Source organism: Sandarakinorhabdus sp., from assembly GCF_987265915.1.
In genome coordinates this window covers 250,613-269,185 of sequence record NZ_OZ503948.1, presented here as the reverse complement: position 1 = coordinate 269,185, position 18,573 = coordinate 250,613, and the positions used below count along the sequence as shown (strand labels likewise).

The window sequence follows — 18,573 nt, the reverse complement described above, 5'->3', positions numbered from 1 at the left end:
CCAATTGATCCTCCCCTTCAAGGGGAGGTGGCGAGCGCAGCGAGCCGGAGGGGTGGCTGCCAGGCCCGAACGACCTCGCTCAGACCAGCGTGCCCAGCGCCGCCGCCGTATAATCCGTCAGTTCCCCGAAGCGGCCATCGCGCACCTTGTCCACCCAATCGGGGTCGACAATCAGCGCGCGGCCGACGGCGACGAGATCAAATTCGTCGCGTTCCATCCGGGCGATCAGGCCATCCAGGCTGGCCGGCTGCGAGGCTTCGCCGCCCATGCCGGCGATGAATTCGCCGGAGAGGCCGACGCTGCCGACACTGATCGTGGCCTTGCCGGTGAGTTTCTTGGCCCAGCCCGCGAAGTTGAGGCCATCCGGGCCGTCGATTTCGGGAAATTCCGGCTCCCAGAAGCGGCGCTGCGAACAATGGAAGGCATCGGCGCCGGCATCGGCAAGCGGTGCCAGCCAGGCCAGGAGCTCATCAGGCGAGGGCGCCAGCCGATAGCCGAAATCCTGCTGCTTCCACTGGCTCAGCCGGATGATCACCGGGAAATCCGCGCCGACTTCGGCGCGCACGGCTTTCAGCATTTCGGCGGCAAAGCGCGCGCGTTCGGGCAGGGTGGCACCGCCCCAGGCGCCGCCGCGCTGGTTGGTGACGTCCCAGAAGAATTGATCGATCAGATAGCCATGGGCACCGTGCAGCTCCACCGCATCGAATCCCAGCCGTTTGGCGTCTCCGGCGGCGCGGGCGAAGGCGGCGATGGCGTCGGCGACATCCGCGTCGGTCATGGCAACGCCATTCTGCCTGTCGGCCATATAGACGCCCGACGGGCTTTCGGCGGTTTCAGCCTTGGGGTTGCGGCGGTTGGGCAGCGCGCCGACATGCCACAATTGCGGCGCGATATGGCCGGCTTCGCTGTGCACCGCCTTCACCACGTCGCCCCAGCCATCCAGCGCCGACCCGAAGAAATGCGGCACATTGGGATCATTGGCCGCGCCGGTGCGCTCAACCGCGGTGCCTTCGGTGATGATCAGGCCAACCCCGCCAGCCGCGCGCTTGCGGTAATATTCCGCCACATTCTCGCCGGGCTGGCCGCCGGGCGAGAAGCTGCGCGTCATCGGGGCCATGGCGATGCGGTTGGGCAGCGTCAGGCCGTTGAGGGTGAAAGGGCGGAAGAGGGTTTCGGTGCTCATGCGCCGTCGTTAGCCGGCGGGCGTGCGCAACGTAACCTCATTATTTCTTCATTGGGGCGTGGTTGTGCTTTCTCCGCTGTCCGCCAGCGGGTGGCAGCGGTTGACCAGTTCGACCAGCGCCGCGGCGGCGACATGGGTATAGATTTGCGTGGTGGCGATATCGGCATGGCCCAGCAAGGTCTGCACGATGCGCAGATCGGCGCCGCCTTCCAGCAGGTGGGTGGCAAAGGCGTGGCGCAGCACGTGCGGGGAAATGCGCGTCGCCGGGATGCCGGCCGCGGCGGCCAGTTCGCGGATCAATTGCCACAGCCGCAGCCGCGTCAGATGCGCGTCGGCACTGCCGCGCCGGCCGGAGGGGAAAAGAAAGCGGCTGCTGGCCGGCACATGCGCGGCCCAGGCCAGCACGGCAGCTTCGGCGCGGCGGCTGATCGGCACCAGCCGTTCCTTGCTGCCCTTGCCCCGCACCACCATGTGGCCGCGCCCGGCGCGCACGCTGCTGCGCGGCAGCGCCACCAGCTCGGTGGCGCGCAGGCCGGAGCCATAGAGGAGTTCAACGAGCGCGCTCAGCCGCAGCGTGCGCGGATCGTCGGGCCGGGCCGCCAATTGCTCGGCCAACGCGGCGAACAGACGCTCGACATCGCCGGCCCCCAGCGTCTTGGGCAGGGGCCGGGCAGCGCGGGGCAACGCGAGATCGCGGCCCGGATCATCGCCGCGGATGCCTTCCGATGCCAGAAACGCCAGGAACTGCCGCACCGCCGAGCCCTTGCGCGCCGCACTGGCGCGGGCCAGCGGCGCCCAATGGCGCGCCAGTTGGGCAAGCGCGGCAGCATCTGCGGCGGCGAGCCGGCCACCCAACCAGTCGCTCGCCTGGGCAAGATCGCGGCCATAGGCGAGCAGCGTGTTTTTCGCAGCACCGCGTTCGGCGGCCATGGCATCGAGGAATAGCGCGATGGCGCGGGAATCGCCGATGTTGGCGCTCAAACCGGCAGGCTCCCCCCGACGCCGGCGGCTGCGCGGGTGACGGCTTCGGCGGCGAACTGCCGGGCTTCGGCGCGGCGCCCGCTTGTCACCAGCGCCGCGACAATGGCTTCGACATGCGCGGGCGGCACATCGGCCCAACCGCCCTGCAAGCCGGTCGCGGCAAGCAGCGCCACTTCGCCAGCAGCACCGCGGCGGGCGGCATTCTCGATGGCGGTGCGCCAGCGCCCGGGGGTGGGGGTTATCAATTCGCGGCGCAGCCCGTCCCAATCCTTGCCTTGTGCGGCACCCAGCCCGCTGAGCGCGGCCAGCAGCACAGCGGCGCTGCGCGGCGAAGCATTGGTGCCGCTGCGCCATTCCTTGAACGAACCTAGCGATGCCGTCACGTCGCTGCCCACCGCCAGCAAGGCCCAGGCCCGCACCCTGGCGTCGTCGCTGGCGGCCCGGGCGATCGGCCACCAGCGGGATGCGGCGCGTTCGTTGCCGGCCGCCAGCAGCGCGGCGATGATGGCGGGCGAATCGTCGGCCAGTGTCGCCACCGGCCGCACGGCAGCAGCGGCGGTCGCGGTTTCCAGCAGCGCGCCATAGGGATCGCCGCCGGCCGATACGCTGGCGCGGATCGCCGCCATCGCCGCCGCGCGCGCGGCCGGCGTGCCGGCGGTGAAGGCATCGCGCAGATTGGCGGCACGGCTGCCAGCCGCAAAGCCGCCATTGGCGTCGGCCGGCGACAGCGCCGCCACGCCGCTGGCCAGTTCGGCGGTGGACAAATTGCCTTGCATGGCCGCGGCGCGCAGCAAGGCCAGCCGGGTTTCGCCGCTCACCGCCGGATTGCGCACCACCCAGCCCGCATAGGCCGGGCCGAGCGCGGGCAGGCGATCGGCCGGCACCGGCACCCCGGCGGCGGTGGCGACGCCATAACGATAGACGGTCAGCCCCTCCACTTCTTCCCAGTTCACGCCATCGGCGCGGCCGGTGCGCCCAGCGCCGCCGGCCAGCACGGCGACACGCTGTGCCAGACGCACATCGAAGGGCGCGACGCGGCGGCGCTGCCCGCGCAGCACATCGATGATGTTGGCCGAGGTGAGATCATCGCCCTCCATCGCCGAACACATGCCATAGGCCAGATCCCACAACGGCCCCGGCGTCAGCGCACGCCCCGTGGCCGCGATCGGGCACAGGCCGGCAATGTCGGCCGCCGCCAGCGAGACCTGCGCGGCCATCGCATAGGTCGCCGGCGTGAAGCGATCGACGGGCAGCACATCGATCAGCCGGCGGGCGCCATCAACCTCGCCGTGTCGCAACAGGAGCCCGGCGCGGGCTGCCACCCAATCGCCATCGCCAAGCCCGCGCGGGCCCGGCACGCGCGCCAGCAGCGCGCGGCGCAGCGTGATCGCCGCCCAGCGCGACGCCACCGGCCGGGTGATGCGCGCCGCCAACACCGCCAGAACTTGCCCGTTGCTGCCCGTAAAACTGTTGTCGCCAAAGCCGCCTACCGTATCGGCCGGAAACACGCCGATCGGCGCGCCGGGCGGCAGCGCGGCGCGCGCGGCAAAGGGATCGGCCGGCTCTGGCGGCAGCACCGTGCCATCGGCAGCCGCGTCGGGCAGCAGCGGCGGCAGATCGGTACCGGCAGGATTGGGGCTGGCAGAACTGGGGCTGGCAGAACTGGGGCTGGTTGGGGCCTGCGGCACCACCCCGGGTAACAGCGGCGCCGGTGCTGCGGCGGCTGGCGGTGCCGGCGCGTCAAAGCCGGGCGGCAGCAGCGATTTCGGCTTGTCCGGCGCCTGGCTGCCGGCCGGGGCGGCCAGCAGCGCGGCCACCAGCAGCAGGGCAGATCGTGCCTGCCTTGCGTTGGTTGCGCCCGTGTTTGCTGTCGCCATGGCCGCGTGTATAGCGGTGCAGACGATGGACGGCGACCCGAAAATCCTTGGCGAAGGCGTAGACCCGGCCCCCGCCCCAACCCCGTCGGCAGACCGGCTGGTGGTGGCGGCGCGCCGGCCGATCACGCTGATCGGCCTGATGGGCGCCGGCAAATCCAGCATCGGCAAGCGGCTTGCGCTGCGGCTGGGCCTGCCGTTTGCGGATGCCGACACCGAAATCGAAGCCGCAGCGGGGCTCAATATCCCGGAAATCTTCGCACGGTTCGGCGAAGCGCATTTCCGCGATGGCGAACGCCGGGTGATCGCCCGGCTGATCGATGGCGTGCCCAAGGTGATTGCCACCGGCGGCGGCGCCTTCATGAACGAAGAGACAAGGGCGCTGATCCTGGCGCGCACCCAGGCGGTGTGGCTGAACGCCGAAGTGTCCACTTTGGTCGATCGGGTGCGACGGCGCGGCGGCCGGCCGCTGCTTGCCGGGCGCGATCCGGGGGTGGTGCTTGCCGAACTGGCCGCCGTGCGCAATCCGGTTTATGCGCTGGCCCCGATCCAGGTGCTCAGCCGGCCGGGGCCGCACCACGACATGGTGGAGGCGATCATCACGGCGCTGGCCGCAGCAAACGCCACAGATGGGGCCACAGACGTGGATGGGGACTTGTCATGATCGTTGAAGTCGCGCTGGGCGCGCGGGCCTATCCCATCACCATCCAGGCCGGCTTGCTCGGCAATGCCGCGCCGGTGCTGGGGCGGTTTGCGCGCGGCGGCCGGCTGGCGGTGGTTACCGATGCCAACGTGGCGCCCCTGTATCTGGATGCGCTGGCGGCCGGCCTGCCCGATATCGTGCTGGAACCGATCGTGCTGCCGCCAGGCGAAGCCACCAAGGATTGGGCGCATCTGCAACTGGTGGTCGAACGCCTGCTGGCGCTGGGCATCGAGCGCGGCGATGCGGTGGTGGCGCTGGGCGGCGGCGTGATCGGCGATCTGACGGGCTTTGCCTGCGCCATCCTGCGCCGCGGCTGCCGGTTCGTGCAGGTGCCCACCACCTTGCTGGCGCAGGTGGACAGCAGCGTCGGCGGCAAGACCGCGATCAACGCCGCCGCTGGCAAGAATCTGGTCGGCGCCTTTCACCAGCCCTCGGCCGTGCTGATCGATCCCGAAGTGCTGGCGACGCTCCCCTCACGCGACCTGCGCGCCGGCTATGCTGAGGTGGTGAAATATGGCCTGATCAATGATGCGGCCTTTTTCGCCTGGTGCGAGACCAATGGCGCGGCGGTGCTGGCCGGGGACACGGCAGCACAGACCTATGCCATCGCCCATGGCTGCCGCGCCAAGGCCGCCGTGGTCGCCGCCGACGAACGCGAGACAGACGATATCCGCGCCCTGCTCAATCTGGGCCACACCTTCGGCCATGCCTTCGAGGCGGCGGCCGGGTTTGGGGACCGGTTGCTGCACGGCGAGGCGGTGGCGCTGGGCATGGCGCTGGCGCATCGGTTCGCGGCGCGGCGCGGGCTGATTGCGGCGGCCGATGCGGCGCGCGTCGATGCGCATCTGGCCACCATGGGCTTCGTGATCCATCCCGCCGCGCTCGGCCTTGATGCCAGTGCTGCCGAGCTGATCCACCACATGCGGCAAGACAAGAAGATGAGCGGCGGCACCCTGCCCTTCATCCTGCCGCGCGCGCTGGGCGACAGCTTCGTGGCGAAGGACGTGCCGCTGGGCGAGGTCGAGGCGTTTCTGGCCGACGAATTGGCGGCCATGACGCACCGCTAAACATTTGCGCTCAACAGTAGTGACGGCCCAAACGCAGTTGCGGAGTGTCCATGCGGATCGGTGAACGGCTGGTGTCGGTGGGTGGGCCATCACCGCCGACGACGGCAAGATCGTCGAGATCGAACGCGAACAGATCATCGCCGCGGCCGGCTTCAGGGCGCTGCCGACGGCGTGGTGTGGCTATGCCACCAGTCACCGATCCTCAGGCAAGATTTTTCTTGGTGGTATCGATCTTCAGGCGTCTATTCGATCCCAGCAGAGACATACGAGGAAACCGAACATGCGAGTGCTGATCACGACATCGCTTCTGGCATTGGGGGTGGTTGGTGACCTGGCCGGCTTGTCGCCGGAAAAGGTCGCCGCGCAAACCGTCACACAAATGGCAACGGGCGCGCGCTACACGGCAGCGCAATTTTATGAGACCCGCAGCTATGCCGTGGGCGGCCTTGCAGCCGATGCCTTCAGCCATGATGGGAAGGCCGTCCTGATCTCGTCCGATGAAACCGGAATTTTCAACGCCTATCTGCTTCCCATGGCCGGCGGGCCAGCGATACCGCTCACCGTGTCGACCACCAACGCGACCTATGCGGTCAGCGCTTTTCCCAAGGATGGCCGGGTGCTCGTCTCCAGCGACGGTGGCGGCGATGAACTGACGCATCTTTATGTCCGTCGAACTGATGGGGCCTTGCAGGACATCACGCCGGGCACAAAGCTGAAGGCCGAATTTGTCGGCTGGCAAGCCGATGGCTCGACCTTCTTTGTCGCCACCAATGAACGCGATCCGGCGGCCTTCGATGTCTATGCCCATGATGCCGCCACGCTCCAGCGGCGGCTGGTGTTCAGGAACGACGGCGGGTTCACGCTCGGGCCGGTGTCGGCAGACGGGCGCACGCTCGGGCTGGTGAAGCAATTGTCGAGCGCAAATTCCGATGTGTATGTTGTCGGCCTAGGCGCTGGTGCCGTGCCCACCCTGATCACGCCGCACACCGGCAATGTCGCTTACCAGTTGGCCGAGTTCACGCCCGATTCCGGCAAGTTGATCTTCATGAGCGACGAGGGCGGGGAATGGGCGCGCGCCTATACCCATGATCTTGCCAGCGGGCAGCGGCAGTTACTGGTGCGGGGCGACTGGGATGTCGCGTTCACCGCCTTTTCGCCATCGGGACGGTATCGTGTGTCGGCGCTGAATGCCGACGCCTCGACCGTGCTGACCATCCTCGACACCAGGACCGGCCGGCCCTTGCAGCTGTCGGGCGTGCCCGCGGGCGATCTGGGATCCGTCCGCTTTTCGGCTGACGAGCGGGTGGTTGCGTTCACGGTGGCATCCGATACCTCGCCGCGCGATGTGTTCGTGGCCGACACCATGACCGGGCGGGCGCGGCGTCTGACGACCGCGCTGAATCCGGCAATTCGCGAAGCCGATCTGGTCGAGGCCAGCGTCGTGCGGGTCCCGGCCGAAGGCGGCGTTGCCGTGCCAGGCATTCTCTACAAGCCCAAGGGCGCTTCGGCGGCGGTCAAGGTGCCCGCCATCGTGCTGGTGCACGGCGGCCCCGGCGGGCAGAGCCGGCGCGGTTACAGCGCCATGATCCAGCATCTGGTGAACCATGGCTATGCCGTCCTTGCCGCCAACAATCGCGGCTCAAGCGGCTATGGCAAGACCTTTTATCACATGGACGACAAGCACCATGGCGAAGCCGACCTGCGCGATATCGTGGCCTCCGGGGATTGGCTGCGCAAGCAGGATTGGGTTGCGCCCGCCCAGGTGGCGGTGATGGGCGGTTCCTATGGCGGCTACATGACCGCAGCGGCGTTGACGTTCCACCCGGACAGCTTTGCCGCGGGCGTCGATATTTTTGGCGTCACCAATTGGCAGCGGACGCTGAAATCGATCCCGGCATGGTGGGGCGCCGAACGGACAGCCTTGTTCGACGAGATGGGCGATCCGGCGACCGACGAAGCGCGGCACCGGCAGATCTCGCCGCTGTTCCATGCGACCCGTATCACCAAGCCGTTGCTGGTGATCCAGGGTGCCAACGACCCCCGCGTCCTCCAGGTGGAAAGCGACGAGCTTGTCGCGGCCGTGCGCAACAACAAGGTGCCGGTCGAATATATCGTGTTTCCCAACGAGGGCCATGGCTTCACCAATCGCGACAATCGGATCACGGCCCAGGATGCCTATCTGAAGTTTCTTGATGCCCATGTCCGCGCGAAACGCTGACGCCGCTCCGATGGTGCGGCGCATGAGATTGCACGCGGCATGTCCTTCACTTGCGTACCCACACATCCCCCGCAGCCAACGCCGGTTTGGTCAGCGCCGCCTCCATCGCCTCATCGGCCCATAGCCAGCGACGCCACCACAGGGTGGACAGCACGGCAACACGGTCTTGCATCGCGGATTCGGCCGCCGCGCGGCCGGTGTCGCCGGCAAAGAGCATATGGTCGGCATCGGCCAGCACCAGCAGTGCCTTGCGGCTGTCAGCCGGGGCGCCGATGAACGGTGCGCTGCGCTGGGCGATTTCGCGGGAAGCCACTTCCGGCGGCGCTCCGGCCGGCACGCCATCGCGGGTGCCGGTGATCACCAGCAACGGCCGGCCGATGGCACCGAAATGGCGGCCAGCGGTGGCAGGATCGGCTGCACCGGTGGTGCTGATGGCGATGAAGGCGCGGAAGCGGCGATCGATGGCGGATGTCTCCCCGTTGGTGTCGCGCTGGCCAGCCATGGCCTGCACCACCCAGCCGCCCATGCTGTGCCCGGCCAGGCCCAGCCGCTGCCCATCGATGCGGGTCAGGTCACAACCGCCTTCGCGCGGTCGTCGCGCCAGCTCGTCGGCCACAAAGCCGATATCGGCAATGCGCGCCATGAACTGTGCCGGGGCGATGCCGGCGCGCACGCGAGCGGCGCGTTCGGCTGGCGTCGCAGTGCCGGCATAGACCACGCCGTCGCTGCCGGGATGCTGCACGCGCACCACGGCGATGCCGGCCGCCGCCCAGGCCTGCGCCCAGCGGCTGGCATTGCCCAGCCCGCCGCCCAGGCCGGGGGACCAGAGCACCGCTGCCAGGCGACCACGGCCGTCGGGCAGGGTGATGCGCACCGGCACGTCGCGGCCACGCTGCCCATCGCGCCATAGGCCATCGCAGGTAATCCCCGCCGCCGGTGCGGCCAGCAGGATGGGCAGGAACAGTGCCGAAAGGGCCGGATAGATACGCATCCGGCCAGCATAGGTGAGGATCAGGCCAGCGTCATCTGCCGCTTGCCGTGTTTCACCACCGCAGCCTGGCCGGTGCTGGTGGCGGTGGAAACGGTCTGGATCGTCTCCATGAACACGAAATCGCAGCGGGTTTCAGCGGGCGTGAAGGTCAGGGTGAGATAGCCGCGCCGGCTGGTATCGCACCAGGCCAGGCCCGGCGAGCTTTGCAGCAGGCCGGTGCGGATCAGCGCCGGATCGGCCTTGAACGCCGATTCATACCCCGGTGAGGTGACCGATTGCACGCCGAATTCGGCAGCGACCGGCTTGCCCTCCAGGCTGTGGTTGAAGGCCCAGGCGTTGTGGCTGTCGCCGGCGATGACAATCGGGTTGGCGCCGGCGTCGGCCATCGCCTTGAGCAGCCGGCGGCGGGCCTGCGGGTAACCGCTCCACATGTCTTGTGCGCCGGGGATGCCGGCCTGCGCCGCCGCCACGCCGCCGCGGACATAATTCTGGGAACGCGCATCGGCATCGGGGCCGAGCCATTCCACCGCCTGCTTCGGCGTGAAGATGTCGCCCATCACCACTTGCTGCGCCACCAATTGCCAGCGCTGCCCGGATTTGACGCTGGCGGCGATCTCGCCCGCGAACCAGGCTTCCTGCGCGCTGCCCAGCAAGGTGCGGCCGGGCGATTGCCATTCACCGCCGGCAAAGGCCTTGATGGCATCGGGTCCGCCGCGCAACGCCGCGCTCAGATCCAGCTGCTTGTCACGGCCGGTCATGCGAGTATCGAGCGTGATCACCGACAGAAGATTGCCGAAATCATAGCGCTGCCACGGGCGATCGGGCGACATCAGCCATTCGCGGTGCGCCTTCACGGCGGCGTCGCGGCGCAGGTTCCATGCGCCTTCATTGTCCTGATGGTTCTGCGCGCCGCCCTTCCAGGCATCGTTGGCGAATTCATGATCGTCCCAGATGGCAATCATCGGGAAGCGCGCGTGGATGGCCTGCAAGGCTGGATCGGCGCGATAGCTGGCATAGCGCTGGCGATAATCGTCGATCATGATGATTTCATCGGCCGGCAGAATCTCGCGGCCGGGCATCACCACTTCAGGATAAACGCGGGGCTGATATTCATAGATATAATCGCCCAAGTGGATGACCAGATCGATATCATCACGGGCGGCGGCGTGGGCATAGGCGTTGAAATGCCCGAACGGCCGGTTGGAGCAGGACAGCACGGCGATCTTCATCTGGTCCAGCTTGCCGGCCGGCAGGGTGCGGGTGCGGCCGACCGCCGATTGCGTGCCATCGGGCGCGGTGAAACGATACCACAGCCAGCGGCCATCGGGCAGGCCGGTGATGCGCGCCTGCGCGGTGCCCCAGGTTTCGGCGCCGGCCACCGCTTCGCCGCGTGCGATGATGCGGGTGAGCGCGGCGTCTTCGGCGACCTCCACCTTCAGCGTGGCGGCCGCGCCGGTGACGGTGGCATAACGCGTCCACAGCGTGATGGCGCCGGCCGCGGGATCGCCGGATGCAACACCATGGGTGAAGCCACTGCCGGGCCAAAGCCGCGCCAGCGCCGGGCGGACCGGCAGGATCAGGCCAGCGGCGGTGGCCGTCAGGAAGGCGCGACGATCAATGGCAGGACGCATGGCTGATTCCCCGTTAGATGCTGGCCGCCATTAAGCCGGATATTGTGACAATTTCGAGGGCGTTTGCCACCATGCCGAAAATGCGCCGCAAGGCCGACTTGCCCACGAAAGACTGCGCCGCCTGCGGCCGGCCGTTTGCCTGGCGCAAGAAATGGGCGAAGGATTGGGACAATGTGAAGTTCTGCTCCGACGCGTGCCGGTCGGGTGCCTATTTGCGTGCCCGATCAAATGGTGCAGGATGATGCCAAACCTTCAAGAGGAATCATCATGGCCACGCAATTGAAGCCGCAGAGTGTGCAGGATCAGGTATCGGCGGAGGAGTGGGCGCTGCGCGTCGATCTGGCCGCCGCTTATCGGCTGGTGGCCATGTATGGCTGGGATGATCTGATCTTCACCCACCTGTCGGTGCGGGTCCCGGGGCCGGAGCATCATTTCCTGATCAACCCCTATGAGCTGATGTTCGAGGAAATCACCGCGTCGAGCCTGGTGAAGATCGATGTGCACGGCAATCCGGTGATGGAGACGCCTTACCGCACCAATGCCGCCGGCTTCACCATCCACAGCGCCATCCACATGTCGCGCGAAGATGCCCATGCCGTCATCCATCTGCACACGCCACACGGCCAGGCGGTTTCAGCGCACAGCGAAGGGCTGATGCCGCTCACCCAGACTGCGATGCTGATCCGCGATGAACTGACCTACCATCATTATGAAGGCGTCGCGACCGATCTGGATGAACGCGAGCGGCTGGTTGCCGATCTCGGCCCGACCAAGACGGCGATGATCCTGCGCAACCATGGCACGCTGACCGTGGGTGAGACGGTGGCCGAGGCCTTCATCAAGATGTATTTCCTGGAACGCGCCTGCGAGGCGCAGTGCCTCGCGCTGGCCGGCGGCCAGGATCTGATCAATCACCCGCCGCAGGGCACACCGGAAAAGGCGGCCGATCAGGGCCGCATGGGCCTGAAGCTGGTCGGCAACATGCTGGCCTGGCCGGCGCTGCTGCGCAAGCTGGATCGGCTGGACCCGAGCTTCCGGGACTAATCCTCGAACCGGTTCAGCGCGTCGCCGGCATAGGCGATCACGGTCAACCACAGCCAGCCGAACAACATGGCGGTGCCGCCGGCCGGGGCGAGCGCCGCCACCCAGCGTGGCGCGCCCATGGCCAGCAGGTTGAGATCCATGGCGAAGATGAAGCTGCCGACGCTCACCGCCCAGGCGCCGCTGTGCACGAGGGGCGAATTGCGCCAGCCGAGCAAGCCGAACACCGCAGCGACGTGCGGCAACTGGAACATCACCCCGGTCATGATCCAGTCGCGCGCCTGGGGATCGTTGATGCCGTGCGCGGCGAAGGTGCCAAAGGCCAGCGCGATCACCGCATTCAGGCAGGCAAAGGCCGGCAGGTAGCGCGGCCGGGGACTTGGGCGGGACGGGCTGGCGGGGGTGCTGGTCATCGCGGCGACCATTGCGTGCCGATGGACAAAAGAAAAGCCCCCGCGTCGTGATGAAGCCGCAGATCAGGGTCGCGCCGCCAGCATCGCCTCCACCCACGCCGGCACCAGCGTGCCGGCCGGGCCGTGGCGTGCTTCATCGAACATCGGCGTGCCGGCCGACGGCTCCAGGTTGAGCTCCAGCGTGCGCGCGCCGGCCTCGCGCGCCCATTGCACAAAGCCGGCCGCCGGATAGACCGCGCCGGAGGTGCCGATGGACACGAACAGATCACACGCTGCAATCGCCGCGGTGATCTGGTCCATGTGGTAAGGCATTTCGCCGAACCACACGATATCGGGGCGCAAGCTGCCGCCGGCGCGGCCACAGGCCGGGCAGGGCGGATGGTCGACCAGCCGGCCCGTGAAGCGATTCGCCGCGCCGCAAGCCAGGCACAGCGCGCTGAGCAGCTCGCCATGCATGTGCAGCAACCGCTTCGATCCGGCGCGATCGTGCAGATCATCGACATTCTGCGTCACCAGCAGCAGCTCTCCCGACCAGGCTGCATCCAGCCGCGCCAGCGCCAGATGCGCGGTGTTGGGCGCCACCTGCGCCAGAAAGGCGCGGCGATCGTCATAGAAACGCTGCACCAGCGCTGGATTGCGGCGGAACGCCTGCGGGGTGGCGACGTCTTCCACGCGGTGGCCTTCCCACAGGCCATCGGCGGCGCGGAAGGTGGGCACGCCGGATTCAGCCGAAATGCCGGCCCCGGTGAGGATGACGATCTTGCGCGGCCCGCTCATGCGGCGGGCGCCAGCAAGGTGGCCGGATCAGCCCACCAGATGCGGCGCACCGGCTGGTGGCTGCCATCTGGGGCGGTTTCAAGCCATTCCATGACGTCTTCACCCCCCAGCCTTGCATAGAATCCGCGCGCGGCCGTGTTGGCACTGTACACGAACAGATCCAGCCCCAACCTCGGCGCCTCGGCCAGCGTCAGCGCTGCCGCCGCGGCCAGCAGGCGCCGGCCCAACCCCTGCCCCTTCAGGCCGGGGCGCACATGCAGATTGTCCACATGCGTGCCCCACTGCGGATCGGCAGCGACAAACAGGCTGACAAAGCCGGCCAGCCCATCCGCATCCTCCGCCAACAGCACGCGCAGTGCCGGATCAGGCACGGCGAAGCGCTGGGTCCACACGTGCAGGCGATTGGCTGCCACATCATGGGCCAGCCAGTCGGCAGACAGGATCCCGGCATAGGTCGCGGCCCAGCTTGCCGCGTGCAAGGCGGCAATCGCGGGCGCGTCGGCGGGTTGGGCAAGGCGAAAACGCATCGCGGCCACCATAAGGGCGAAGCGCAAAACCCGGCAAGCGCCACAGATGCAGCTGGTGCAACCTTCGCTGCGCCCCCGTGTTGGCCCTTATTGCGGACGCTGCACCATCGACGCTTTCATGCTGGGCAGAAGGGAACGAAAATGCCGACTCGCGGCGCCAGCCTGATCAGCCGGGAAGTGCTGCCGTTTGCCATGGCGCTGCTGGTCCTTGCCGGGCTGGCCCTGCTGATCGATGCAGCGCTGCACTTTTTCGGCCTGGTGTGGATCGGCCGCTGGCTGGGCATCCCCGGGCTCGTCCTGATCGTGGGCTCGTTCGCCTATTCGCTGCGCAAGCGCAAGATCACTACAGGCGGCCAGCCGATGGTCTTGCTGCGCCGGCACGAACGCATGGCCTGGGCCGGGTCGCTGCTGGTGCTGGTGCATGCCGGCATTCATTTCAACGCAGTGCTGGCCTGGTTGGCGCTGCTGGCCATGGGGATCAATATCGTAAGCGGGCTGACCGGGAAATTCCTGCTGGACCGCGCCCGCACGCGGCTGGTGGCCGCACGGACCCGCCTGGCCGACAACGGCATGGATGCCGTCCAGATCGAGGAGCGCCTGTACCGCGACAGCCTGACCTATGATCTGGTGCGCAAATGGCGGGTCGTGCATGTGCCGATCACCATGGCGTTTGCGGTGCTGGCGACCGCCCATCTGGTGTCAACGGCGCTGTTCTGGGATTGGCAGTGATGCCGCGGCCGGGGATATTGGTCATGGCGGCGGCGCTGATTGGCATCATCGTGCTGGCATTTACGCACCCGCAACCGATGCTGGCGCCCGGCGCGGTGATGCCCGCCCATGCCGCCATCGCCAGGGATTGCTTTGCCTGTCATCAGCCGTTTCAGGGCGCGGCAGCCCCGCGCTGCATCGCCTGCCACGCGCCGGCGCGCATCGGCCTGTTCACCACCAAGGGCACAGCGCTGGCCCGCAACAAGGCCGCGTTCCACCAGCAATTGGCCAATCCGGATTGCATGGCCTGCCACAGTGATCATGCCGGGCCGGCCTTGACCGGGCACAGCCCGACGCTGTTCAATCACATGTTGCTGCAGCCGCAGGCTCGCGGCCAGTGCGCGACATGCCACAGCGCGCCGTCCGGGCCGCTGCACCGCCAGATGGGCAGCACCGGCTGTGGCAGCTGCCACAGCACCAGCGCCTGGCGGCCCGCCAATTTCGCGCATGACCGGCTGTTTCGGCTGGATGGTGCGCACAATGTTGCCTGTGTCACCTGCCATGTCGGTGGCAATCTGCAACGCTACACCTGCTATGGCTGCCACGAACATCAGCCGGCGCGCGTGCTGGCCGAACATCGGGAGGAAGGCGTGCGGGGCAATCTCGACAAATGCGCCCGCTGCCACCGCAGCGCCGAGGGTGAGGGCGAAGGCAGCGAAGAAGGCGAAGACCGGGATTCGTGAGGGCACAGCAGCGGCTGGCGAAGCGCGGCAAGCTGTGGCTGTATGCCGCCGATGAAACGCGCACGCATCCAGTGGCGATTTGGCTGGCAGATGCTGGGCTGGGGCGCCGCGCTGGCGGCCGGCGCCGGCCTGCTCGCCTGGGCGGATTGGCAACGCACGGCGCGCACCAATGCGGCCGACATTGCGCTGCTGCTGGTGGCGGCGCTGTTTCTTGGGCTGGGGCTGTGGCTGGGCTTTGCCGTGTGGAGCCGCCCCGTGCTGCCGCCCGGCAATCCGGCCGCGGCGGCCAGCCTGGGCCTCTCGCCACGCGAGATCGAGGTGCTGGGGCTGCTGGCCGCCGGCCAGGCCAACAAGGAGATTGCCCGCGCGCTGGGCGTGTCGCCCAACACAGTGAAAACCCATCTGGCCAGGCTCTATGCCAAGCTGGACGCCGGCAGCCGCACGGCGGCGCTGGCGCGCGCCCGCGAACTCGGGCTGATTTCGTGAATCGTGTGGGTGATTGCGGCCAGATCACCCGTTCGGGGGACTGACAAGACCCCACTTGCTGTGGCCGGTCGTGGGTGCAACCATCGCAAAAGGGGACACATCACATGATCACCACCATCGCACGTTACGGCCTGGCGGCCGGCCTGATCATTGGCAGCATCCTGTTCGGCACCACGGTCGGCCTGCAAAAGCAGATTCCCGATCCGTCCGTGGGCATGGCCATCGGCTATGCCGGCATGCTGCTGGCGTTCAGCATGATCTATATCGGCATCAAGCGCCATCGCGACAGCCTGTTGGGCGGCGTGATCGGTTTCTGGCCGGCGCTGGTGATGGGCATCGGCATCAGCCTGATCGCCACGCTCTTCTATGTGCTGGCCTGGGAAGCCGCGCTGGCGGTGACCGGCATGGATTTCGGCGCCGAATATGCCGGGATGATGGTGGCCGAGGCGCAGAAATCCGGTGACCCGGCGGCGATGGCGCGGGCCAGCACAGAGGCTGCCGAATTTGCCCGCAACTATGCCCGGCCGCTGTGGCGCATGGCCATCACCGCCACCGAGATCGCCCCGGTGGGTGCACTCGTGTCGGTGATCGTCGCAGCCTTGCTCAGCCGGCGGCGGACCCGGCCATTACCCGGTTGAGCCCCCGCATGCAGCCGGTTGCGCCCGCCCCGGCAAGCCGCCACTATGCGCGCCATGAACGGTAAAGCAATCAAAGTGGGTGTGCTTGGGGCCGGCGGCCGCATGGGCCAGGCGATCATCGCGCAGCTCAACGACTGGCCGGGCATGGCACTGGCCGGTGCCGTCGAACGCGCCGGCCACCCCAGCTGCGGCCGCGCTGCCGGGCCGGGCCACCCCGAAACCCTCACCGTGTGTTCCAACATCGGCGCCATCGTGCACAATGTTGATGTGCTGATCGATTTTTCGGCCCCGGCGGCGCTGGCCGTGTCGCTGGAGGCGGCGCAGGAGGGCCGCTGCGCCCTGCTGATCGGCACCACCGGGCTGGAAGCCGTGCACCACGCCGCCATCGATGCCGCCGCCCGCCACATCGCTGTGCTGCAGGCCGCCAACACCAGCCTGGGCGTGACGCTGCTGGCCCGGCTGGTCGAACAGGCGGCGCGCGCGCTGGGGCAGGAATGGGATATCGAGATTGCCGAACTGCACCACCGCATGAAGGTGGATGCGCCGTCGGGTACGGCACTGGCGCTGGGCGAGGCGGCGGCGCGCGGCCGCGGCGTCGATCTGGCCAGCCACCGCGCCAGCGGGCGCGATGGCAGCAGCGGGGGCATCGGGGGCGCGCGGATCGAAGGCCAGATCGGCTTTGCCAGCTTGCGCGGTGGCAGCGCCGCCGGCGATCACATGGTGCTGCTGGCCAGCGAAGGCGAGCGTATCGAATTGTGGCACCGTGCCGAAAACCGCACCATCTTTGCGCGTGGCGCATTGAAGGCGGCGCAGTGGCTGGCGGGCAAGCCTGCCGGCCGTTACGCCATGGCCGATGTATTGGGGCTCTGATTCCGGTAACGCGCCAGCGCCTCGCGAATCACCGCGCCGACTTCGCGGCGCTCGGGCGCGGACAGGAACCCGCCCACCACCACGCGCCGGCCATGCGCGGCCAGGAACAGCAGCGCATCGCCCAGCGGTGTCTCCTCGATCTGCACCTGCGTGTACCAGGGTTCAAAGGTGACCACCTTGGTCTCGCCCCACGGCGACACCCGCGTCAGGATCAGCTGATCCTGCGCCAGCACCAGCCGTTCATGATTGCCGCCCGATCGGAAATTGCTGCGCAGCGCCCAGCTGAGCAGCGCGACATCGGCGATCATGAACGGGATCACCGGCCACAGGCCCAGCACCAGAAAGCGGATGCTGCCGATCAGGAACAACCCGCCCACCGCCAGCACCAGCCAGCGGGCATGGTCGCGCGAAAGGGATCGATTGGGCCGGAGGGTGAGATCGAGCAGCACGCCCCGGCTTTACGCCGCAGCCCCTTTACGCGCCATGGCTTTTGCCGGCATCCATCGTCGCATGACCAAGCTTGCACGCCGGCAGATGACCATGGCGGAAATTGCCGCCTTCTTCGAACGCTTGTCGGCCGCCAACCCGGAGCCGGTGACCGAACTGGCCTATGGCAACGGTTATCAGCTGCTCGTCGCCGTGGTGCTTTCGGCGCAAGCGACCGACGTGGGGGTGAACAAGGCGACCAGGCGCCTGTTCGAAATGGTGCACACACCGCAGCAGATGATCGATCTGGGCGAGGACGGCCTGAAAAGCCATATCCGCACCATCGGCCTCTTCAATGCCAAGGCGAAGAATGTCATCGCCCTGTCGCACCGGTTGGTGAATGATTTCGGCGGCGAAGTGCCGGACAATCGCGACACGCTGGAAACCTTGCCCGGAGTCGGCCGCAAGACCGCCAATGTGGTGGTGAGCGTGTTGTTCGGCCAGGAAACCTGCGCCGTTGATACCCACGTGTTCCGGGTCGCCAACCGCACCGGCATGGCGCCGGGCAAGACGCCGCTGCTGGTGGAAAACGCCATCATGAAACGGGTAAGGCCGCCGTGGCGCCGCCACGCCCACCATTGGCTGATCCTGCACGGGCGCTATACATGCACGGCGCGCAGCCCGAAATGTGCCGCGTGCCCGGTCGACGATCTCTGCCAGTTCCGCGCCAAGCCTGCGGCCGCTGACGCCGGTTAAGCTGCGGTTCAGCGCCGGCAACAGACGCTTGCACGATGCATCGCTACGCTCTTGCCACGCTCGGACTGCTGTTGGCCCTGCCGTTGCCGGCAGCGGCGGCCGATCCGGCGCCCGCGGCCGAGACCAAATCCTGCCTGCTGCTGAGCAATGTGCGCGAAACAATCGTGCGCAATGATCATGTTATCGATTTCGTGCTGAAGGGCGGCAGCGTCTGGCGCAACACGCTGCCCAATCGCTGCCCGCAACTCGGCTTTGAACGGGCATTTTCCTACCAGACCTCGATCAACCAATTGTGCAGTCAGGATGTCATCACCGTGGTGGCGCAATTTGGCGGCGGAATGAACGGCGCCCGCTGCGGCCTTGGCCGGTTCGAGCGCCAGCCTGCAGCGCCGCCAAAGGCCAACTGAATCAGGCTGGCCTCAGCCGGCAACCGCTGCTAACACGCGTCCGCAGGCACCCGTAGCTCAGCTGGATAGAGCGCTGCCCTCCGAAGGCAGAGGCCACTGGTTCGAATCCAGTCGGGTGCACCATTTTCGCCAG

The 18,573-nt window shown here is 67.7% G+C and carries 22 protein-coding genes and 1 tRNA gene; 13 read left to right on the top strand and 10 right to left on the bottom strand.

Annotated elements, in window-relative coordinates; translation table 11 throughout:
- Positions 1-79 precede the first annotated feature (79 nt).
- The 3 genes from AC6UUM_RS01260 to AC6UUM_RS01250 are packed head-to-tail and all read right to left on the bottom strand — an operon-like array spanning position 80 to position 4,041.
- On the bottom strand, positions 80-1,183 hold the full coding sequence (locus AC6UUM_RS01260) for an NADH:flavin oxidoreductase (RefSeq protein ID WP_500803539.1): 1,104 nt from the start codon (positions 1,181-1,183) through the stop codon (positions 80-82).
- Positions 1,184-1,231: 48 nt separating this feature from the next.
- Positions 1,232-2,164 carry a tyrosine recombinase gene (locus tag AC6UUM_RS01255; protein ID WP_500803538.1) on the bottom strand — a complete coding sequence of 311 codons (933 nt, stop codon included), beginning with the start codon at positions 2,162-2,164 and terminating at the stop codon, positions 1,232-1,234.
- Positions 2,161-4,041: a hypothetical protein gene (locus tag AC6UUM_RS01250; protein WP_500803537.1), complete on the bottom strand. Its 1,881-nt coding sequence runs from the start codon at positions 4,039-4,041 to the stop codon at positions 2,161-2,163. Before AC6UUM_RS01250 ends, AC6UUM_RS01255 begins: the two co-directional genes overlap by 4 nt.
- Between AC6UUM_RS01250 and AC6UUM_RS01245 the strand changes: the two genes are divergently transcribed.
- The gene (locus AC6UUM_RS01245) at positions 4,040-4,702 is read left to right on the top strand and encodes a shikimate kinase (RefSeq protein WP_500803536.1); all 663 of its coding nucleotides are present in this window, start codon (positions 4,040-4,042) and stop codon (positions 4,700-4,702) included. The genes AC6UUM_RS01250 and AC6UUM_RS01245 overlap by 2 nt on opposite strands.
- The gene (aroB, locus tag AC6UUM_RS01240) at positions 4,699-5,808 is read left to right on the top strand and encodes a 3-dehydroquinate synthase (protein ID WP_500803535.1); all 1,110 of its coding nucleotides are present in this window, start codon (positions 4,699-4,701) and stop codon (positions 5,806-5,808) included. The genes AC6UUM_RS01245 and aroB overlap by 4 nt, the downstream gene beginning before the upstream one ends.
- A gap of 10 nt (positions 5,809-5,818) precedes the next feature.
- Here aroB and AC6UUM_RS01235 read toward each other — a convergent pair whose 3' ends face one another.
- Positions 5,819-6,004, bottom strand: a complete 186-nt coding sequence (locus tag AC6UUM_RS01235; RefSeq protein ID WP_500803534.1) for a hypothetical protein — start codon at positions 6,002-6,004, stop codon at positions 5,819-5,821.
- 84 nt (positions 6,005-6,088) lie between these two features.
- Between AC6UUM_RS01235 and AC6UUM_RS01230 the strand changes: the two genes are divergently transcribed.
- Positions 6,089-8,026, top strand: coding sequence for a S9 family peptidase (locus AC6UUM_RS01230; protein ID WP_500803533.1), 1,938 nt, complete (start codon positions 6,089-6,091; stop codon positions 8,024-8,026).
- Positions 8,027-8,072: 46 nt separating this feature from the next.
- Here AC6UUM_RS01230 and AC6UUM_RS01225 read toward each other — a convergent pair whose 3' ends face one another.
- Together AC6UUM_RS01225 and AC6UUM_RS01220 are read right to left on the bottom strand one after the other, a co-directional pair.
- Complete coding sequence (locus AC6UUM_RS01225; protein WP_500803532.1) at positions 8,073-9,017, bottom strand: alpha/beta hydrolase family protein; 945 nt, start codon at positions 9,015-9,017, stop codon at positions 8,073-8,075.
- Positions 9,018-9,037: 20 nt separating this feature from the next.
- Complete coding sequence (locus AC6UUM_RS01220; RefSeq protein ID WP_500803531.1) at positions 9,038-10,648, bottom strand: alkaline phosphatase D family protein; 1,611 nt, start codon at positions 10,646-10,648, stop codon at positions 9,038-9,040.
- A 71-nt stretch (positions 10,649-10,719) separates the two neighbouring features.
- Between AC6UUM_RS01220 and AC6UUM_RS01215 the strand changes: the two genes are divergently transcribed.
- Both AC6UUM_RS01215 and AC6UUM_RS01210 read left to right on the top strand, forming a co-directional pair.
- The gene (locus tag AC6UUM_RS01215; protein ID WP_500804880.1) at positions 10,720-10,890 is read left to right on the top strand and encodes a DUF2256 domain-containing protein; all 171 of its coding nucleotides are present in this window, start codon (positions 10,720-10,722) and stop codon (positions 10,888-10,890) included.
- A 25-nt stretch (positions 10,891-10,915) separates the two neighbouring features.
- Positions 10,916-11,692: a class II aldolase/adducin family protein gene (locus AC6UUM_RS01210; RefSeq protein ID WP_500803530.1), complete on the top strand. Its 777-nt coding sequence runs from the start codon at positions 10,916-10,918 to the stop codon at positions 11,690-11,692.
- Here AC6UUM_RS01210 and AC6UUM_RS01205 read toward each other — a convergent pair.
- The 3 genes from AC6UUM_RS01205 to AC6UUM_RS01195 form a co-directional block, all read right to left on the bottom strand.
- Positions 11,689-12,102 (bottom strand): DUF423 domain-containing protein, encoded by a 414-nt coding sequence (locus tag AC6UUM_RS01205; protein WP_500803529.1) that lies wholly within the window; start codon positions 12,100-12,102, stop codon positions 11,689-11,691. The genes AC6UUM_RS01210 and AC6UUM_RS01205 overlap by 4 nt on opposite strands.
- Before the next feature lie 63 nt (positions 12,103-12,165).
- Positions 12,166-12,879 carry an NAD-dependent deacylase gene (locus AC6UUM_RS01200; RefSeq protein ID WP_500803528.1) on the bottom strand — a complete coding sequence of 238 codons (714 nt, stop codon included), beginning with the start codon at positions 12,877-12,879 and terminating at the stop codon, positions 12,166-12,168.
- A complete protein-coding gene (locus tag AC6UUM_RS01195) occupies positions 12,876-13,406 on the bottom strand; it encodes a GNAT family N-acetyltransferase (RefSeq protein WP_500803527.1) in 531 nt (176 codons plus the stop codon). Before AC6UUM_RS01195 ends, AC6UUM_RS01200 begins: the two co-directional genes overlap by 4 nt.
- Positions 13,407-13,547: 141 nt before the next feature.
- Between AC6UUM_RS01195 and AC6UUM_RS01190 the strand changes: the two genes are divergently transcribed.
- The 5 genes from AC6UUM_RS01190 to dapB all read left to right on the top strand — a co-directional run bounded on the left by AC6UUM_RS01190 (position 13,548) and on the right by dapB (position 16,851).
- On the top strand, positions 13,548-14,135 hold the full coding sequence (locus AC6UUM_RS01190; protein WP_500803526.1) for a hypothetical protein: 588 nt from the start codon (positions 13,548-13,550) through the stop codon (positions 14,133-14,135).
- Complete coding sequence (locus AC6UUM_RS01185; RefSeq protein ID WP_500803525.1) at positions 14,135-14,857, top strand: cytochrome c3 family protein; 723 nt, start codon at positions 14,135-14,137, stop codon at positions 14,855-14,857. The genes AC6UUM_RS01190 and AC6UUM_RS01185 overlap by 1 nt, the downstream gene beginning before the upstream one ends.
- A gap of 51 nt (positions 14,858-14,908) precedes the next feature.
- Complete coding sequence (locus AC6UUM_RS01180; RefSeq protein WP_500803524.1) at positions 14,909-15,343, top strand: response regulator transcription factor; 435 nt, start codon at positions 14,909-14,911, stop codon at positions 15,341-15,343.
- A 104-nt stretch (positions 15,344-15,447) separates the two neighbouring features.
- The gene (locus AC6UUM_RS01175) at positions 15,448-15,981 is read left to right on the top strand and encodes a DUF4199 domain-containing protein (RefSeq protein WP_500803523.1); all 534 of its coding nucleotides are present in this window, start codon (positions 15,448-15,450) and stop codon (positions 15,979-15,981) included.
- A 54-nt stretch (positions 15,982-16,035) separates the two neighbouring features.
- Entirely contained in the window at positions 16,036-16,851 is an 816-nt protein-coding gene (dapB, locus tag AC6UUM_RS01170; protein ID WP_500803522.1) for a 4-hydroxy-tetrahydrodipicolinate reductase, read from the top strand.
- Here the strand turns inward: dapB and AC6UUM_RS01165 are convergent.
- Complete coding sequence (locus AC6UUM_RS01165) at positions 16,821-17,300, bottom strand: DUF2244 domain-containing protein (RefSeq protein WP_500803521.1); 480 nt, start codon at positions 17,298-17,300, stop codon at positions 16,821-16,823. The genes dapB and AC6UUM_RS01165 overlap by 31 nt on opposite strands.
- A gap of 85 nt (positions 17,301-17,385) precedes the next feature.
- Here AC6UUM_RS01165 and nth point away from each other — a divergent pair, with 85 nt between their 5' ends.
- The 3 genes from nth to AC6UUM_RS01150 all read left to right on the top strand — a co-directional run bounded on the left by nth (position 17,386) and on the right by AC6UUM_RS01150 (position 18,563).
- Positions 17,386-18,033 (top strand): endonuclease III, encoded by a 648-nt coding sequence (gene nth, locus AC6UUM_RS01160; protein ID WP_500804879.1) that lies wholly within the window; start codon positions 17,386-17,388, stop codon positions 18,031-18,033.
- A gap of 71 nt (positions 18,034-18,104) precedes the next feature.
- Entirely contained in the window at positions 18,105-18,440 is a 336-nt protein-coding gene (locus AC6UUM_RS01155) for a hypothetical protein (RefSeq protein ID WP_500803520.1), read from the top strand.
- A gap of 46 nt (positions 18,441-18,486) precedes the next feature.
- A tRNA-Arg gene (locus tag AC6UUM_RS01150) sits at positions 18,487-18,563 on the top strand.
- The last annotated feature ends 10 nt before the right edge of the window (positions 18,564-18,573 follow it).

Coding starts and splice junctions, on each gene's coding strand:
- AC6UUM_RS01260 (WP_500803539.1), bottom strand. CDS start 1,183: ATGAGCACCGAAACCCTCTTCCGCCCTTTCACCCTCAACGGCCTGACG.
- AC6UUM_RS01245 (WP_500803536.1), top strand. CDS start 4,040: ATGGCCGCGTGTATAGCGGTGCAGACGATGGACGGCGACCCGAAAATC.
- AC6UUM_RS01250 (WP_500803537.1), bottom strand. CDS start 4,041: ATGGCGACAGCAAACACGGGCGCAACCAACGCAAGGCAGGCACGATCT.
- aroB (WP_500803535.1), top strand. CDS start 4,699: ATGATCGTTGAAGTCGCGCTGGGCGCGCGGGCCTATCCCATCACCATC.
- AC6UUM_RS01230 (WP_500803533.1), top strand. CDS start 6,089: ATGCGAGTGCTGATCACGACATCGCTTCTGGCATTGGGGGTGGTTGGT.
- AC6UUM_RS01225 (WP_500803532.1), bottom strand. CDS start 9,017: ATGCGTATCTATCCGGCCCTTTCGGCACTGTTCCTGCCCATCCTGCTG.
- AC6UUM_RS01220 (WP_500803531.1), bottom strand. CDS start 10,648: ATGCGTCCTGCCATTGATCGTCGCGCCTTCCTGACGGCCACCGCCGCT.
- AC6UUM_RS01215 (WP_500804880.1), top strand. CDS start 10,720: ATGCCGAAAATGCGCCGCAAGGCCGACTTGCCCACGAAAGACTGCGCC.
- AC6UUM_RS01210 (WP_500803530.1), top strand. CDS start 10,916: ATGGCCACGCAATTGAAGCCGCAGAGTGTGCAGGATCAGGTATCGGCG.
- AC6UUM_RS01205 (WP_500803529.1), bottom strand. CDS start 12,102: ATGACCAGCACCCCCGCCAGCCCGTCCCGCCCAAGTCCCCGGCCGCGC.
- AC6UUM_RS01200 (WP_500803528.1), bottom strand. CDS start 12,879: ATGAGCGGGCCGCGCAAGATCGTCATCCTCACCGGGGCCGGCATTTCG.
- AC6UUM_RS01195 (WP_500803527.1), bottom strand. CDS start 13,406: ATGCGTTTTCGCCTTGCCCAACCCGCCGACGCGCCCGCGATTGCCGCC.
- AC6UUM_RS01190 (WP_500803526.1), top strand. CDS start 13,548: ATGCCGACTCGCGGCGCCAGCCTGATCAGCCGGGAAGTGCTGCCGTTT.
- AC6UUM_RS01185 (WP_500803525.1), top strand. CDS start 14,135: ATGCCGCGGCCGGGGATATTGGTCATGGCGGCGGCGCTGATTGGCATC.
- AC6UUM_RS01180 (WP_500803524.1), top strand. CDS start 14,909: ATGAAACGCGCACGCATCCAGTGGCGATTTGGCTGGCAGATGCTGGGC.
- AC6UUM_RS01175 (WP_500803523.1), top strand. CDS start 15,448: ATGATCACCACCATCGCACGTTACGGCCTGGCGGCCGGCCTGATCATT.
- dapB (WP_500803522.1), top strand. CDS start 16,036: ATGAACGGTAAAGCAATCAAAGTGGGTGTGCTTGGGGCCGGCGGCCGC.
- nth (WP_500804879.1), top strand. CDS start 17,386: ATGACCATGGCGGAAATTGCCGCCTTCTTCGAACGCTTGTCGGCCGCC.